Source organism: Aeromonas sp. MR7, assembly GCF_963899385.1.
Classification (GTDB): Bacteria; Pseudomonadota; Gammaproteobacteria; order Enterobacterales; family Aeromonadaceae; genus Aeromonas; species Aeromonas bestiarum.
This window is the reverse complement of record NZ_CAWQXH010000021.1, coordinates 354,319-368,802: the sequence shown is the minus strand read 5'-3', so window position 1 is coordinate 368,802 and position 14,484 is coordinate 354,319. Positions and strand designations below refer to the sequence as shown.

15 protein-coding genes are annotated in these 14,484 nt (G+C 62.6%); 6 read left to right on the top strand and 9 right to left on the bottom strand.

What is annotated here, in order from left to right:
* Positions 1–234 precede the first annotated feature (234 nt).
* Positions 235–1,191, top strand: coding sequence for a sensor domain-containing diguanylate cyclase (locus AACW87_RS13470; RefSeq protein WP_241325202.1), 957 nt, complete (start codon positions 235–237; stop codon positions 1,189–1,191).
* Between the two features lie 28 nt (positions 1,192–1,219).
* Here the strand turns inward: AACW87_RS13470 and AACW87_RS13465 are convergent, their stop codons facing one another.
* Positions 1,220–2,128, bottom strand: coding sequence for a LysR family transcriptional regulator (locus AACW87_RS13465; protein WP_043555101.1), 909 nt, complete (start codon positions 2,126–2,128; stop codon positions 1,220–1,222).
* A gap of 114 nt (positions 2,129–2,242) precedes the next feature.
* Between AACW87_RS13465 and AACW87_RS13460 the strand changes: the two genes are divergently transcribed.
* Positions 2,243–2,488 carry a hypothetical protein gene (locus AACW87_RS13460; RefSeq protein ID WP_043135721.1) on the top strand — a complete coding sequence of 82 codons (246 nt, stop codon included), beginning with the start codon at positions 2,243–2,245 and terminating at the stop codon, positions 2,486–2,488.
* Entirely contained in the window at positions 2,485–3,138 is a 654-nt protein-coding gene (locus AACW87_RS13455; RefSeq protein ID WP_103470960.1) for an HAD-IA family hydrolase, read from the top strand. Before AACW87_RS13460 ends, AACW87_RS13455 begins: the two co-directional genes overlap by 4 nt.
* A 57-nt stretch (positions 3,139–3,195) precedes the next feature.
* On the opposite strand, the gene AACW87_RS13450 is transcribed toward AACW87_RS13455, so the two are convergent.
* Positions 3,196–3,798, bottom strand: coding sequence for a nitroreductase family protein (locus AACW87_RS13450; RefSeq protein WP_103470961.1), 603 nt, complete (start codon positions 3,796–3,798; stop codon positions 3,196–3,198).
* 288 nt (positions 3,799–4,086) lie between these two features.
* Here AACW87_RS13450 and AACW87_RS13445 point away from each other — a divergent pair, with 288 nt between their 5' ends.
* Entirely contained in the window at positions 4,087–5,646 is a 1,560-nt protein-coding gene (locus AACW87_RS13445) for a sensor domain-containing diguanylate cyclase (RefSeq protein WP_241325201.1), read from the top strand.
* Between the two features lie 210 nt (positions 5,647–5,856).
* A complete protein-coding gene (locus AACW87_RS13440) occupies positions 5,857–6,327 on the top strand; it encodes a YMGG-like glycine zipper-containing protein (RefSeq protein ID WP_043555106.1) in 471 nt (156 codons plus the stop codon).
* A gap of 80 nt (positions 6,328–6,407) precedes the next feature.
* Here the strand turns inward: AACW87_RS13440 and AACW87_RS13435 are convergent, their stop codons facing one another.
* From AACW87_RS13435 to AACW87_RS13415, 5 genes are all read right to left on the bottom strand, one after another.
* Entirely contained in the window at positions 6,408–7,364 is a 957-nt protein-coding gene (locus AACW87_RS13435; protein WP_241325200.1) for a D-2-hydroxyacid dehydrogenase, read from the bottom strand.
* Between the two features lie 128 nt (positions 7,365–7,492).
* Positions 7,493–8,257, bottom strand: coding sequence for a DUF3530 family protein (locus tag AACW87_RS13430; protein WP_103470965.1), 765 nt, complete (start codon positions 8,255–8,257; stop codon positions 7,493–7,495).
* A gap of 119 nt (positions 8,258–8,376) precedes the next feature.
* On the bottom strand, positions 8,377–8,943 hold the full coding sequence (gene efp / locus AACW87_RS13425) for an elongation factor P (RefSeq protein WP_042867629.1): 567 nt from the start codon (positions 8,941–8,943) through the stop codon (positions 8,377–8,379).
* Positions 8,944–8,988: 45 nt separating this feature from the next.
* The gene (earP, locus tag AACW87_RS13420) at positions 8,989–10,236 is read right to left on the bottom strand and encodes an elongation factor P maturation arginine rhamnosyltransferase EarP (protein ID WP_241325199.1); all 1,248 of its coding nucleotides are present in this window, start codon (positions 10,234–10,236) and stop codon (positions 8,989–8,991) included.
* Between the two features lie 94 nt (positions 10,237–10,330).
* Positions 10,331–11,374 carry a GMP reductase gene (locus AACW87_RS13415; RefSeq protein ID WP_042867634.1) on the bottom strand — a complete coding sequence of 348 codons (1,044 nt, stop codon included), beginning with the start codon at positions 11,372–11,374 and terminating at the stop codon, positions 10,331–10,333.
* Between the two features lie 393 nt (positions 11,375–11,767).
* Here AACW87_RS13415 and rloA3 point away from each other — a divergent pair, with 393 nt between their 5' ends.
* Entirely contained in the window at positions 11,768–12,274 is a 507-nt protein-coding gene (gene rloA3 / locus AACW87_RS13410) for a retropepsin-like aspartic peptidase RloA3 (RefSeq protein ID WP_241325198.1), read from the top strand.
* 78 nt (positions 12,275–12,352) lie between these two features.
* Here the strand turns inward: rloA3 and AACW87_RS13405 are convergent, their stop codons facing one another.
* Positions 12,353–13,795, bottom strand: a complete 1,443-nt coding sequence (locus AACW87_RS13405; protein WP_241325197.1) for an ATP-binding protein — start codon at positions 13,793–13,795, stop codon at positions 12,353–12,355.
* A complete protein-coding gene (locus AACW87_RS13400; RefSeq protein WP_043555117.1) occupies positions 13,792–14,481 on the bottom strand; it encodes a response regulator in 690 nt (229 codons plus the stop codon). The genes AACW87_RS13405 and AACW87_RS13400 overlap by 4 nt, the downstream gene beginning before the upstream one ends.
* Between the last annotated feature and the right edge of the window lie 3 nt (positions 14,482–14,484).

Sequence of the window (14,484 nt, the reverse complement as noted above, 5' to 3'; positions counted from 1 at the left end):
TAAGTCGTGTGGTGACTGAGGCCGGATTGATCAATTGTTGCCGCGACTAACAGGTTGATAATCAGCGGCTCTTTTATCCTGAAGGGTCATCATGGTCGGGGAGAAGGGGCCATCCCCTTGTTCCTCTGTGGTCGGTGACGGCATTTGGCGAAGTGAGTCAGGGCTGCTTTACTTCTGGTGATGACTCATTTGTCTCTAATTTTTGCTTGGCGTTTTCATTTCAGGATGACGGTCATGGTGGATGATTTTCGGGGCTCTCTGTTTCACTTTTCCGATCGGGCGCAATACCTGTCTGCGCTGCTGAACTCGCTGGAAGACCAGATATCCGTGATTGATCGGGACGGGGTGATCCACTATACCAATTTCGCCTGGAACCGGTTTGCCGAGCAAAATGGCATGCCGCCAGGGTACAACTGGCTGGGGGTCAACTATCTGAGGGTGTTTGACAGCCTGGTCGATCCCCTGGTTCTGATGGCGGCAGAGGGGATCCGCCGCGTGCTGTGTGGTGAGCAGGAGCACTTCTCTCTGGAGTATCCCTGCCACAGCCCGGATATCCAGCGCTGGTTCATGATGCGGGTCTCGCCCGTGCTGGGGGTGGATGTCGAGTTTTACACCATAGCCCACATCAACATCACGGAGCGCAAGTTGCAGGAGCTGGACGTGACCCACCTCTCCCAGCACGACCCCCTGACAGGTCTGGCCAACCGGCGTCTGTTCAACAGCTTCCTGCATAACGAGTGGCGCCGCAGCATGCGGGAGCGCACGCCCATCTCCTTCATCATGCTGGATCTGGACAACTTCAAGGCGTGCAACGATCGCTTCGGCCATCAGGTCGGGGATGATTTCCTGCTGCAGGTGGGCCACCTGCTCAACGCCTTGTGCCAGCGGCCAGCGGATCTGCCAAGCCGGTTCGGGGGCGATGAATTTGCGCTGGTTCTCGGCAATACCGGCAAGGAGGCCGCCTTGCGGATGGGGGAGGCTATCCGCCTCGGGATCCATGCCTTGAGTATCCGGGAGGCGGGTGATGCCCGACTCAGTGCCAGCATCGGCATTGCCACCCAGATCCCTGAGCAGCTGCCGGGCTCGGAGAACGAGCTGCTGGCGGCGGCCGACATGGCGCTCTACATGGCCAAAAAGGGGGGCAAGAACCGCTGCCACAGCGTCGGTTGTCCGTCATTACCCGCCCCTTGATGGGGCTTTTTTTTGCGCATAAGCCGCCTCAGCGCTCGGGCACGGCCGAGCATGGCGTGGGATGCGCCGCCATGACCAGTTGCAGGAAACGATCGCGGATGGGATCGGCAAATGCCGGGTTCCAGACCAGGCTGATTTCCCATTCTGACCAGGGGCCGGACAAGGGGTAGAGGGTGACATCCTGGCCCGCAATGAAGCTGACGCTGCGCGGCAATATGGCGTTGCCTATGCCGGCGGCGACCAGGGCGACCAGGGTCTGGATATCTTCCGCCTCCTGCACCATGCCGGTCAGCCGGTTGGCGCCGAGGAAGCTGGCGATCTGCTGGCTGAGACCCGGGCAGCGGTGGCCGACCATCTGCAGCAGTGGCTGATGGGCCAGTGCCCACTCCACATCGAACGCAGCCGGATCCGGCCCCGTCATCTGGCTGGGCACGGCCAGCACCAGCCGGTCGGTCAGCAGCCTGTGCTCCCGCAGTTGCGGCGCGTGCGGCCGGCGCATGAACCCCAGCTGCAACTGACCCGACAGCAAGCGCTCGTGCTGGATGGCGGAGGTCATGTCCTGCAGGTGCACCATCACATCGGGTACCTGCTGCTTGAAACGGGCAACCAGCGAAGGGGCCAGCGCGAAGCTCGACAGCCCGAAGCCAATCTTGAGCCGCCCGGCTATGCCGCTCGCCAGCGCCAGGGCGTGGCGCTCAAACCCCTTGCCGTGTTCGACCAGTGCGCTGGCCTGGGTGAGCAGCTGTGCCCCCATGGCGGTCAGTTCGGCGCCGTGACGCCCCCGGTTGAACAGCGTGCTGCCGAGCGCCAGCTCCAGCCCCTGGATCTGCTTGGTCAGTGCCGGCTGGGTGATGAACAGCCGGCTGGCGGCCTCCCGGTAGTTGGCGGTCTCGGCCAGCATCACGAACGCCTGCAGTTGCCTCAAGTCGAATTTCATTCCGTTTGGTTATCCAATGTGGCGATTTATTGATTATAAATTATCTAACCGCCTTGTTCTAATGGTCTCGTAACGGGCCATCTGCCCGCCTGACGCACAACGAGGAGCCATGTCATGTCTAGCGAACGCTATCTGTTTTTGATCAAGGGAACCCTGGTGATGGCCCAGCCTCTGGCGGCGCCGGAAACGGGAGAGCTGCTGGCGAGCCTGCTGCAACAGGGATTTGTGGTGGCCCCTCAGCAGGTCTGGGCGGGCAATGCCGAGCAGGCGCTGGCCTGTTATGAGCAGGCGGCCCAGCAGTCGGCCCTCGCCAGCGTGCTGGCAGGGGCTGAGCCCGTGCTGGCTGGAGCCCCGTCATGACCCGGCTCACCCTGCGGGCCGCCGCCCTGCTGCTGGACATGGACGGCACCCTGGTTCACTCCACCGGCGAGGTGGAAACCGTGTGGCGGCTCTGGTGTCGACGTCATCAGCTGGCGCCCGAGCCCGTGCTGGCCATGTGTCACGGCCTGCGCTCGCGGGAGGTGATCCGGGCCCTGGCACCTCAGCTGGACATGGCGCAGGAGGTGGCCCTGCTCGATGAGCTGGAGATCCATCACACGGGACGCGGCGAGGCCATCATGGGGTGCCGGGCCGTGCTGGCCAGCGTGCCCGCCGGACGTTGGGCACTGGTGACCTCCGCCAGTCAGAGGGTCGCCCGCCATCGGCTGGCGAGCGCAGGTCTGCCACTGCCGGCCCTGCTGGTAGGGGCGGAAGACGTGATGCGGGGCAAGCCGGATCCCGAGCCCTATCTGCTGGCCGCGACGCGGCTCGGGGTTGCCCCGGCCGACTGTCTGGTGTTCGAGGATGCACCGGCTGGCATAGAGAGTGCCCTGCGGGCCGGTTGCACCGTGGTGCAGGTCGGTGGCAACCGGCGGCTCGATCCGGCCGTGGCGGCGGTGATCCAGGATTGGCGCCAGGTGAGTGTGGGTGATGGGGCTGAGGGCGCGTTGCAGGTGACGCTGCTGATCTGATGGGGCGCCGCCAACAAAAAGCCCCCGGCGAGCGGGGGCTTGGGATGACGAGTCGGGTTACTTGAAGACGCGAAAACGCACTGCGTCGTCCATGAAGGTCTTGTCACCGGCCGGCTGCTTGATGCTGCCAAAGGGCATCTGGGCGCGCAGCAGCCAGCTCGCGGGCAGATTCCACTCCTTGCGCACCGCTTCGTCGATCAGCGGGTTGTAGTGCTGCAGGGAAGCACCAACCCCTTCCTGTGCCAGGCTGGTCCAGACCGCAAACTGGGCGATACCCGTGCCGTGTTCGGACCAGATGGGGAAGTTGTCGGCATAGAGGGCGAACTTCTGTTGCAGATCCTTGATCACATCCGTGTCTTCGAAGAAGAGCACAGTACCGAAACCGGCGCGGAAGCTGCCATCCACCTTGGCTTCGCTCTGGGCATAGGCCTCTGGCGGCACTATCTTCTTCAGCTCCGCCTTGACGATATCCCACAGCTTGTGGTGCTGGGCGCCAAACAAAATGACGGCACGGGAGGTTTGGGAGTTGAAGGAGGAGGGGCTGTGCTTGATGGCATCCTGGATCAGGGCCGTGAGCTGCTCCGGCGTGTGGGAGACCTGGTCGCCCAGGGCATAGATGGTACGACGTACTTTGATCTGTTCGATAAACGGACTGCTCATAACATCTCCTTGGTTTGACAGAAAATCGCATTCGGCGGCCAGCAAGAAGGCCATCCGGCTCCGATTGTTCAAGCTATAGACTATAACACCCCCTTCCCGCTGAACCGTCAACGCACAGTGGTCACTGTTTTTACTTTTTGTGGATATTCATATGAGCGGTCTGGATGAGCCGTCTCATGTTTTTATGTTTCTTGTCAACTAGCCCTCATTCAGCTGATTTCAATCAATGATTAATCCGGCATATTCACCATAAAATCCTGTCACGTCGGCTGTTTTCAGGGAGCTATGATGATCCAGTGGGTGCTCAACCGGCGCTACTATGTGTTGACCTCGTGCTCCTTCCTGCTGGGCGCTCTGGTGCTGGTCGCCACCCTGACCCTGGCTGCGGTCAGTTATCTGCGCAGCATAGACAAGACGATGGCCGGTTACGGTCACATGATCTCCTCCATAGAGGCGGCGCTCATTCACGAGCTGGTGCTGGCCAACCAGCGTCAGCTGGCCGTGCTGGAGGCATCGCTGGACAAGGCCGCCATCGCCCGTGGCGAGCCCGCCGACAACCCGATCTGGGCCATAGCCCATCAGATCAAGCGGGACGATCACTACATCTACTTCTACAACTCCCGCTTCGATCGGATCAGCAGTTATCCCCTCTGGGAACAGCCAGCCGAATACAGCGCCGCCCTGCGTCCCTGGTACCGGGTGTTGTCGATGAAAGGGGACGAGCTGGTCTGGTTTGGCCCCTATCAGGAGTACAGTTCCCACGAGCGCATCCTCACCCTGATCAAGCGGGTGAAGGATGATGAGGGCAAGCTGCTCGGCCTCTTGATGGTGGACATGTCGTTCAACGCCATTCAGCAGGCGCTGCAACGGGCCATGGGCAGCAACCAGGCGGCCATCTACCTCAGCCAGCGGGGCAGCAACCGGCTGCTGGTGGGCAGCAAGATGGTGCTCTATGACAGGGCCCACGCGACGGCAGAGCCCCATCTGCTGGGGCTGGATGTGATCTGGCATGGCAGCCACCTGAGGCGCGAGCTGGAGGACATAGACTGGGACCTCAACATCTATCTGCCTCCCGCCCTGTTTCGTGACAGTCTCTACGAGGCCCTGCTGATGGTGGTGTTGCCGCTGCTCTCCCTCTTCATTATCTGGTTTTGCAGCATCAATTTTCTGGTGCGGGTGTTCCGTCAGGAGCAGGCGCTGGTCTCGGGTTCGCTGACCGGCATAGTGCAAGCACCCTGTTGTCCCAAGCCTTCGCTCCATCTGAAAACCTGGTTTGTACGCAACAGCCTCAGCGAGATAGAGCAGGTCCGCACCAGCTTCCTGCAGGGACAGGATGCGCTGCTGCACGATCCCCTCACCGGCATCATGAACCGGCGCGCCTTTACCCAGCGCCGCAGCGAGCTGGAAGCAAATCGGACGCCCCACTGGCTGGTGCTGTTCGATGTGGACAATTTCAAATGCATCAACGACAGCTGGGGCCACAGCGTGGGGGATGGCGTGCTCTGCCGGGTGGCTGAGCTGATGGTGGCCGAGCTTGGCAGCGGCAGCGCCTACCGGATCGGGGGGGACGAGTTTGCTGCCCTGCTGCCGTGGACGCGCCATGAGCTGGAGCCCCGGCTGAACCAGCTGCTGGCCCGGGTACGCAATCAGCAGTGGCGGGAGTTCAGGGCAGAGGTCACCCTGAGTGCGGGCGGTGCCCACTATCCGGATGATGCCCTCTTTCTGTTCGAGCGGGCCGACGAGTGTCTCTATCGGAGCAAGCGGCTGGGGCGCGACTGCTGGTCGCTGACAGAGCGGAACCGACAGGGCGAGGGTGCTGACAGATCCTGTCAGAGCGATAACGGTTAAGTGATCTCCGTCGCTCGGCCAACCTTGGACCCCTTCTGCATACGGTTTCCTTCTTGTGCTTTTTTGGCAAATAAATTCAATGTGTTACAAATCAACTTGTCAGCCTGGACGAGGTGAATGGGGCTGTGTGTCGCTCTCCTGCGACAGTGGCGCCGTTTGTCGGGAATTGTATAGTTCGGGGAAATTAATCAGGTTTGGCAGGAGTACCCCATGGAGATGAAAAAGCACGGCATGAGCGCCCTGGCCCTGTTGGGCTCCCTGTTGCTGGCGAGCGGCGCAGTGCAGGCCTCGGAAACCCTCAACACCATACTCGGCGGCGGTGCCGGTGGCGTGGCGGGCACCATGATAGGCAAGGAGCTGGGGGGCGATACCGGCGCCCTGGTGGGAGCGGCAGTCGGTGGTGCGGCCGGTGGCGCCGCCACCGCCAACAAGGGCAACAAGAATGAAGCCGCCCTGGGGGGCGCCGTCGGTGCCCTGGGTGGAGCGGCCATCGGCAAGAGCGTGGGAGGCAGCACGGGTCAGCTGATCGGTGCCGGCATCGGCGGCGCCAGCGGCTCGGCCATAGGTGCCAAGACGGGAGACGGTCACAAGAGCAGCAACGATCGCTACTACGACGATGAGCACAGGCACCACAAGAAACACAAGAAGCACAAGAAACACAGATGGCACGACGATGACTGATGTCAGCCGTGCTGGCTGGCGCGCCATGGTGGCGAGCATAGACAAAAGGGGCCAACAGGCCCCTTTTTGCATGGTGTGACTCAGACCAGCCGGTGCTGGCGCCGTCCCTCGGCGAAGGCGTTGATGTTGTCGATCAGCTGATCCGCGAGGCGCTGCATCGACTCCTCGCTGGCCCAGGCCACGTGCGGGGTCAGGATGAAGTTGGGGTATTGCAGGGCCTGCATCAGCGGGTGATCGGGGGGCGGCGGCTCGACGCTCGCCACATCGAAGCCGGCGCCACCGAGCCGACCGTTGGCCAGTGCCCGCAGCAAGGCCTCTTCATCCACCAGGCCGCCGCGACCCACGTTGATCAGCAGGGCGCCCGGTTTCATCAGCGCCAGCTCCCGCTCGCCTATCAGATGGCGGTTATAGGGGGTGAGCGGGCAGTGCAGGCTGATCACATCCGCGCTTTGCAGCAGCGCGTCCAGCGGCAGCCGATCCTCATCGTGACTGGCCCCCACCTGGCTCTGGGCGTAGCGCACCTCCATGCCGATCCCCCTGGCCCGCTCGCCGAGCGCCTGGCCCAGGGTGCCCTTGCCTATGATGCCGAGCCGCTTGCCGTGCAGATCCATGATGGGGTGATCGAAGAAGCAGAACTGGCCGCTCTGCTGCCAGCGCCCCTCCAGCAGGGACTGGCGCCAGGCGAACAAATTGCGCGACAGGGCCAGCATCAGCGCCATGGCGTGCTCCGGCACCGAGGGGCCCGAGTAGTTGCGGATGTTGCACACCCCGACCCCGGCGGCGCGGCATGCCTCCAGATCCACGTTGTCGCTGCCGGTGGCAGCCAGGGCGATGAGTCTCAGATCCGGCAACTGGGCCAGCTCGGTGGCGCCGATGCGCACCTTGTTGATGATGGCGATGCTGGCGCACTGGAGCCGCTCCACCACCTGTTCGGGATCTGTGCTCGGATGGCTCTGCCAGTGGTGCGGGAAGCCGGGATGGTGCAGGGTGACACCCGCATCCAGGGTATCGCTGTCGAGAAACACAATTTGCTGCATGACGCCTCCTGCCATTGGTGCGGACATGATGCCAAACATGGGCACTCGGGGGCCAGTCCGAACGGGCACAGCGGCGATCTGATCGCGACGGATGTGAGGCAGGCAGCATTTTGGTGCTGCGGCTGGGCTCAGAGCCAGCCGAGGTGGGTGAGCCAGCCCTGAATGCGGGTTGGCGTCTCATCCAGCTCCATCAGGGCGTAGGGACGGTAGTTGAGCTTGTGGCTGCGGCGGCTCTCGCTCTGGCGGGCCTCGGCGGCGAGCAGAGGCCAGCGGCCGCCCGCTTCCTGATAGAGATCCAGGGTTGGCATGGTGGCCTGGGCCACTTGCTTGGCCAGGGTCTGATTGCTCTGCTGGTTGGGGAAGAAGCCGTCCAGCAGCACCAGGGCATCCGGGGCGGGCAACTGTTCACTGGCAATGAGGTTGGTGGCCCAGGCAGCGCTGGTGCCCTGCGCCAGTATCAGCTTGAAGCCCCCCTCCTGCAGCTTGGCGTCCCCCAGCTTGCTGATGCGGGTGGCAAACTGCTTGCGAAAGTCATCGATGGCCTGCTGTTTCTTCTCGGCGGCGGGATCCAGCTCAATCTGCTGGGGGGAGGGGAGCAGCAGCAGGGTATCGAAGCCGAGCCGGCCGAGGGCCCGGGTCAGCTGCCACAGCTGGCCGCTGCGCTGCCAGTCCGGCAGCAGGATCGCCAGCCCGACATAGCTGTCGCTGTCGTGCTTGGCAAACAGCACAGTCTGCTTGTCTATCTGGGTGCTGTTGGGCAGCCCCTGCCAGTCGCTGTTTTGCCAGTAGTCGAGGGGCTGTGGCTCGGCGACGGGGGGCGCGACATCGCTGGCCTGCAAGGGGTTGCTTGCCAGCAGGGTCAGTAACAGCAGTGATAAGGATAATCTGGCCATAGTGCGCTCCCCGGTTAACTGGGTTAGCGGCACAGGGCCGGTTTTCTGAAGCGCGGGTATGGCATCAATAAAAAAGCGAGCCATTGGCTCGCTTTTTTGCATTCAACTCAAGGGGTCGATCAGGAGATGCGACGCTTGAATTCGCCGGTGCGGCTGTCGATTTCGATCTTGTCACCGATCTCTACGAAGGCGGCAACGGCCAGCTCGTAGGTGGTGCCCTTCAGACGGGCAGGCTTGGTCACTTTGCCTGAGGTGTCGCCACGGGCGGCCGGCTCTGTGTACTCGACTTCACGCACGATAGTGGTCGGCAGTTCGACGGAGATGGCTTTCTCGTTGTAGAAAGTCACTTCGCAGATGTCTTCCATGCCGTCTACCAGGTAGTTCAGCACGTCACCCAGGTTGTCTTTCTCGACGTCATGCTGGTTGTACTCGGTGTCCATGAAGACATACAGAGGGTCGGAGAAGTAAGAGTAGGTGCACTCTTTACGCTCCAGCTGAACCACGTCCAGCTTGTCGTCGGCCTTGAATACGGTCTCGGTCGCGCTACCGTTGAGCAGACCCTTCAGTTTCATCTTGACCACGGCGGAGTTACGGCCGGATTTGTTGAACTCAGCCTTCTGGACCACCATCGGCTCGGTGCCGATCATGACTACGTTACCAGCGCGGATTTCCTGTGCGGTTTTCATGTAAAAAATTCCTGTTCGTGAAACGGACGGATAAAAACTGCCAGATTATATACGGCTTTCTAAAAATTTCACCAACCGCGTGACGAGATCCCCGTCCGCGAGTGGCTTCTGTGACCAGCTTCGCGCATGTTGCCGCCAAATGGCACCGTATCGCGGCCATTGGGCCCAAAGTTCGCGGGTCTCTTCCCCCTGATTGAGGGCGTGGCTGAAGGCGCGCAGCCACTGGGCCGCATCCGCGGGCAAGTCTGCCAGATAGTGATCGAGAAAACCGTCCAGCTTGACCATGTGGGCCTGCTCTTCCTGCGGGTAGATGTGCCACAGGAAGGGGCGACCGGCCCACTGGGCCCGCACGAAAGAGTCCTCGCCGCGCACCAGATTGAGATCGCAGCTCCACAGCAGCCGATCGTAGCCGGCCTGATCTGTCATGGGCAGCAGCTTGATGCGCAGATTGCCCGAATGCAGCAGGTCCCCCGCTTGTGCGGTGGCGATGGCGCTTTCAAGGCCGGCGCCGCGCAGCACGTCATCGAGGGAGCGGCCGAGGGGCAGCAGCAGGGTGACGGGGGTTGGGCTCTGGCACCAGCTGTTGACCAGACTCAGCAGCGCGTCGCTCTCGTAGGTAAAGAGGCTGACCCTCAGCTCGTCGTTCGCTTGAGGTGGCAGGCCCAGGCCGGCCCAATAGGCTGAAAGGCCAGCTTCATCCTGCTGCCACTGTTCACGTTCGGCGATGAGCCCCCGCTCGCACAAGAGGCCGCCGGTTTTAGGGGTGAAGCCCGGGAAGAAGAAGTATTTGTTGAGGCTCAGATTGCCGAGGCTCTGGTTAACGAGACGTTGCGGCGAGGCGAGGCCGTGGCAATCCTCGACCCAGCTCTCGGCCGAGAGGTACTCCAGATTGATCCAGCAGGGGGGCTTGGACTGGCTGGCCATGCGCTCGATGAAGGGAGCGGGCAGTTCGCAGGCGAACGCCTCTATGACCACCTTTGCCGGGATCACATCCGCCGGCAGCGCGTCGTGCCAGTGCTGGATATAGATGCCCGCGACCCACTGGCCATCCAACGCGGGATCGAGTCCCGGGCAGATGCGGGCGAAGCTCGCCAGATCGTCCACCCAGAGCCTGACGTTTGCTTCACTGCCGTGGGCCAGTCCTTGCCCTTCTTCTGCTTCGCTAACGTGGGTCGGGACATGCCCTTCCCGCTCCAGCTGGCGGGCCAGCCGCCAGGTGACACCTATGTCGCCGAAGTTGTCCACTACGCAGCAGAAGATATCCCAGTCAAACGGGGGGAGGGGGCTGGTCATGTCAGGGCATCCAGATGCAAAAAAACCGGTGCGCAGGGTAGCACACCGGTTGGCTGGCTTCTAACCGTCAGCGCGTGACGGTGGCTGCGGCAGGTTACTCCTTGCCGTAGACGTTGTTCTCTTGCTCGCGCACCCGGATAAAGGTGGTGCGTTTGGTCAGCTCTTTGAGCTGGCTGGCGCCGACGTAGGTGCAGGTGGAGCGCACACCGCCCAGGATGTCGCGCACCGTGTTCTCGACCGGGCCGCGGTAGGGCAGCAGCACGGTTTTGCCTTCTGAGGCACGATAGTCGGCGACGCCGCCGGCGTGCTTGTCCATGGCGCTCGATGAGCTCATGCCGTAGAACTTCATGAAGGGGGTACCATCCACGTCCACCACCTCGCCGCCGCACTCCTCGTGGGCTGCCAGCATGCCGCCCAGCATCACGAAGTCGGCGCCGCCGCCGAAGGCTTTGGCCACGTCACCCGGGCAGGTGCAGCCGCCGTCACCGACGATCTGGCCACCGAGGCCGTGGGCCGCATCGGCGCACTCTATGATGGCGGAGAGCTGGGGGTAGCCGACCCCTGTCTTGACCCTGGTGGTGCAGACAGAGCCCGGGCCTATGCCGACCTTGACGATGTCGGCGCCGGAGAGGATCAGCTCCTCCACCATCTCGCCGGTGACCACGTTGCCGGCCAGGATGACGTGGTTCGGGCAGGCTTCACGTATTTTGCGCAGGAACTCGACGAAGTGTTGGGAGTAGCCGTTGGCCACGTCCACGCAGATGAAGCGCAGGGCTGCCGACATGGCCAGGATCTGGCGGGTCTTGATGAAGTCCTCTTCGGAGGTGCCGGTCGATACCATCACATGGCCCAGCAGCGCCGGGTCTGTCTCGTTCACGAAGGCTTGCCACTGCGCAAGGCTGTAGTGCTTGTGGACTGCGGTCATCATCTCGAAACCGGCCAGGGTTCTGGCCATGGCGAAGCTGCCGACGGTATCCATGTTGGCGGCGATGACGGGAACGCCCTGCCATTGAGTCTGGGTGTGCTTGAAGGTGAACTGACGGGTCAGGCTGACTTGGGAACGGCTCTTGAGAGTGGAGCGCTTGGGGCGGAACAGAACATCCTTGAAACCGAGCTTCAAGTCTTCTTCGATACGCATGACGAATTCCTTATTGAGCCTTGTTGAAAGTCACTTTTGCAGTGGTCAATTTTCGGCAGGCGCAAAAAAACCGGCGGTTTTCATGGCCTCCGGTTTACAACAGTGTAGGCAAAAATCCCGCCAGAACAAGACTGATAATTCACTCATCATTGTGTTAGCCTTTGGCGTCACAACCTGAGCGCAGCCTCGGGTGTCATCCAACACCGCTTTTCGGCCTGAACCTCCCCGCGAACACACTCCTCAATCACGCCTTTTTACCAGCCCATGTCGCGCCTTCGACGCGGGCAGAACAAGCTCGTCTGCCGCCGCGCTTCGCCAGTTGACAGCCGCCGTTTGCATCCCCATTCTGGGCCTCTCGGGCCAGCCTGGGCCCTGTCTGGACGAGGAACTGACATGTTTGGATCGCGAATGATGCCGCTGTTGCTGCTGGCCTGCCTCTCCCTGCCGGGGGCTGCCCATGCAGCCTCGGCTCCCGCCGTGTATGGCTGGATCGAGAAGGGGCTCATCATGCCAAGCGGCGTGGCGGTGAAGATGAAGCTGGATACCGGGGCGCTCACCTCCTCGATGGATGCGCGGGATCTGCACCACTTCAAGCGCGATGGCAAACCCTGGGTGCGCTTTACCCTGCAGGTGACGGATGCCAACACCGACAAGCCTGTGCGCCAGACCCTGGAGCGGCCGGTGGAGCACATGGTGACGGTACGCGGCGCCGGCGGCATGGAGCAGAGGCCTACGGTCACCATGGCCATCTGCCTGGGTGACAAGGTGTATGAGGAGTGGTTCACCCTGCGGGATCGCAGCAAGATGATCTATCCGGTGCTGCTCGGTCGCCGTCTGCTGGCGGATCTGGGGGCCGTGGATTCGAGCCGTACCTTCACTGTGCAGCCCGGCTGCCGCTGAGTGGTGTCGCACCAGAGGCGCTGCAGACAACAGAAACGGGGGCTCAGGCCCCCGTTTTCCATGCGCGCCGAGGCGGTTTCATGAAGAAGGCTGCGGCGGCACGGGCAGCAGCACGCTTACCTCCAGTCCTCCCTCTTGCCGGTTGTGGATGTCCAGATCCGCGCCGTGCAGCTGGGCGATGCGCGAGACGATGGCCATGCCGAGACCGACGCCGTCTCCCTGCTGGGGATTGACCCGAAAGAAGCGCTCGCACAAGCGTGACAGGGCGGCGGTGGGGATGCCGGGGCCGTTGTCGCGGATATCGACCCTGACCCTGTTGCCTTCGTGCCGCACCTCGACCGCTATCTCGCCCAGGGCCGGGGTGTAGCGCAACGCATTGTCGATGAGGTTGCTGAACATCAGCTCCAGCAGGGTGGCTTGCCCCATCACGGTGAGCGGTTCCGCCCCCTCCAGCGACAGCTGCTGATCCTTTTTCAGGGCTATGGGGGCCAGGGTGGCCAGGGTGCCTTGCAGCAGCTGGTTCAGATTGAGCTCGGTCAGCTCCAGCCCCTGCTGGTTGTCGATGCGGGCCTGGGTCAGCAGCTGGCGCAGCAGGCGGTCGCTGCGATCGAGCGCCAGCAGCATCTTTTGCAACGACTGCTCGCGGCTGGCGTCATCCTCGGCGGCCAGCGCGTTCTCGCTGTGGATGCGCAGCACGGCCAGCGGGGTGCGCAGCTCGTGGGCAGCCTCGTTGGTGAACTGCTTCTCCCGCTCTATGGTGTCGGCCAGGGCGTGCATCAGGCGGTTGATCTCGTTGGTGAGCGGGGTCAGCTCCTGGGCGCGGATCTTCAGGTTGAGCGGGCTCAGGTTGGCGGGGTGGCGTTCGCCTATGGCCTGGGCCAGCAGTCGCAACGGTGCCAGGCCGCGGGAGATGAGCCACCACAGCAGGCCGAGCAGGAAGGGCAAGGTGATGAGCAGCGGCAGCATGGTCAGGGTGGCCATCTTGCTGGCCAGTTCGCTGCGCTCGTCGTCCCGCTCCGCCACCACCAGCCAGGTATGTTCGCCCCGGTTGTAGAGGGTGAAGGTGCGCCACTGATGCTGGTCTTTCTCGACCGTGTTGAAGCCGGGCGCCAGTTCGACCAGTGGCTGGCTGGGGGCGCTGGGGGAGCGCAGCAGTATGCTGCCCTGTTCGTTCAGCAGCTGGAAGTAGAGGTTGCGTTCGAACTCGTGGCCGAAGGGGGTCAGCTCCCTGTCTTCGCCGCTCAAATTGAGGCTGGTGTCCTTTTGCCACTGATCCGGGTTGTGTTGCTCCCAATCTTCGTAGACGGTGCCGTTGGCGGGCAGCTCGCCATTTTGCTCCAGATAACGGCTGAGCAGCTGATTGGTGATGCGGGAAGACTGGGCGAGGCGGGCATCGAACAGCTCCTCCATCTCGTGGCTGGCCTCCAGATAGCCGATGAGGGCGCTGATGGCCAGGCTGACGCTGACCAGCGCCAGTATGCCGGAGAGCAGAAAACGGCGGATGGAGCGGGGACTCGTCATGCCCGGCCGTCCCGGCGTTGGGCCTGCTCAAGCTGGGGAATGATGTAGCCGACCCCGCGAATGTTGCGGATGAGGTCGCTGTAGAACTTCTTGCGCAGGTGGTGGATATGGACCTCCACCGCATTGCTTTCGGCGCCCTCATCCCAGCCGTAGAGGCTCTGTTGCAGCTGATCCTTGCTCAGTACCCGGCCGCTCTGGGTGATGAGTTCCTGCAACAGCTTGTATTCGTGGGGGGTCAGCTTGACCGGCTCGCCCCGATAGATGACCTGCTGAGACTCGGGATAGAGCTGCAGCTCGCCATATTCCAGCATCGCCTGGGCCTGGCCCTTGCTGCGTCGCACCAGGGCGCGCAGGCGGGCGTTGAGCTCCTGCAGGGCGAAGGGCTTGACCATGTAGTCGTCGGAGCCCGCATCCAGCCCCAGTACCCGGTCGTCCAGGGCGTCGCGGGCGGTGAGGATCAGCACGGGCAGTGTCTGGCCTTCCCGGCGCAGCTTGCGCAGCAGGCTGATGCCGTCGATATCCGGCAGGTTGAGATCCAGAATAAGGGCCGCAAACTCCTCGCTCTTGAGCACCGACAGGGCGGGCAGCCCCTGCTGTAGCCAATCCACCGTGTAGCCACTGCTGCGCAGGGCATCCACCATGCCATCACCCAGCATCACATCATCTTCGACCAACAGGATCCGCATAGT

What these genes read in the sequence shown, in the direction of transcription:
- AACW87_RS13470 (WP_241325202.1), top strand. Translation starts at nt 235, where the DNA reads ATGGTGGATGATTTTCGGGGCTCTCTGTTTCACTTTTCCGATCGGGCG.
- AACW87_RS13465 (WP_043555101.1), bottom strand. Translation starts at nt 2,128, where the DNA reads ATGAAATTCGACTTGAGGCAACTGCAGGCGTTCGTGATGCTGGCCGAG.
- AACW87_RS13460 (WP_043135721.1), top strand. Translation starts at nt 2,243, where the DNA reads ATGTCTAGCGAACGCTATCTGTTTTTGATCAAGGGAACCCTGGTGATG.
- AACW87_RS13455 (WP_103470960.1), top strand. Translation starts at nt 2,485, where the DNA reads ATGACCCGGCTCACCCTGCGGGCCGCCGCCCTGCTGCTGGACATGGAC.
- AACW87_RS13450 (WP_103470961.1), bottom strand. Translation starts at nt 3,798, where the DNA reads ATGAGCAGTCCGTTTATCGAACAGATCAAAGTACGTCGTACCATCTAT.
- AACW87_RS13445 (WP_241325201.1), top strand. Translation starts at nt 4,087, where the DNA reads ATGATCCAGTGGGTGCTCAACCGGCGCTACTATGTGTTGACCTCGTGC.
- AACW87_RS13440 (WP_043555106.1), top strand. Translation starts at nt 5,857, where the DNA reads ATGGAGATGAAAAAGCACGGCATGAGCGCCCTGGCCCTGTTGGGCTCC.
- AACW87_RS13435 (WP_241325200.1), bottom strand. Translation starts at nt 7,364, where the DNA reads ATGCAGCAAATTGTGTTTCTCGACAGCGATACCCTGGATGCGGGTGTC.
- AACW87_RS13430 (WP_103470965.1), bottom strand. Translation starts at nt 8,257, where the DNA reads ATGGCCAGATTATCCTTATCACTGCTGTTACTGACCCTGCTGGCAAGC.
- efp (WP_042867629.1), bottom strand. Translation starts at nt 8,943, where the DNA reads ATGAAAACCGCACAGGAAATCCGCGCTGGTAACGTAGTCATGATCGGC.
- earP (WP_241325199.1), bottom strand. Translation starts at nt 10,236, where the DNA reads ATGACCAGCCCCCTCCCCCCGTTTGACTGGGATATCTTCTGCTGCGTA.
- AACW87_RS13415 (WP_042867634.1), bottom strand. Translation starts at nt 11,374, where the DNA reads ATGCGTATCGAAGAAGACTTGAAGCTCGGTTTCAAGGATGTTCTGTTC.
- rloA3 (WP_241325198.1), top strand. Translation starts at nt 11,768, where the DNA reads ATGTTTGGATCGCGAATGATGCCGCTGTTGCTGCTGGCCTGCCTCTCC.
- AACW87_RS13405 (WP_241325197.1), bottom strand. Translation starts at nt 13,795, where the DNA reads ATGACGAGTCCCCGCTCCATCCGCCGTTTTCTGCTCTCCGGCATACTG.
- AACW87_RS13400 (WP_043555117.1), bottom strand. Translation starts at nt 14,481, where the DNA reads ATGCGGATCCTGTTGGTCGAAGATGATGTGATGCTGGGTGATGGCATG.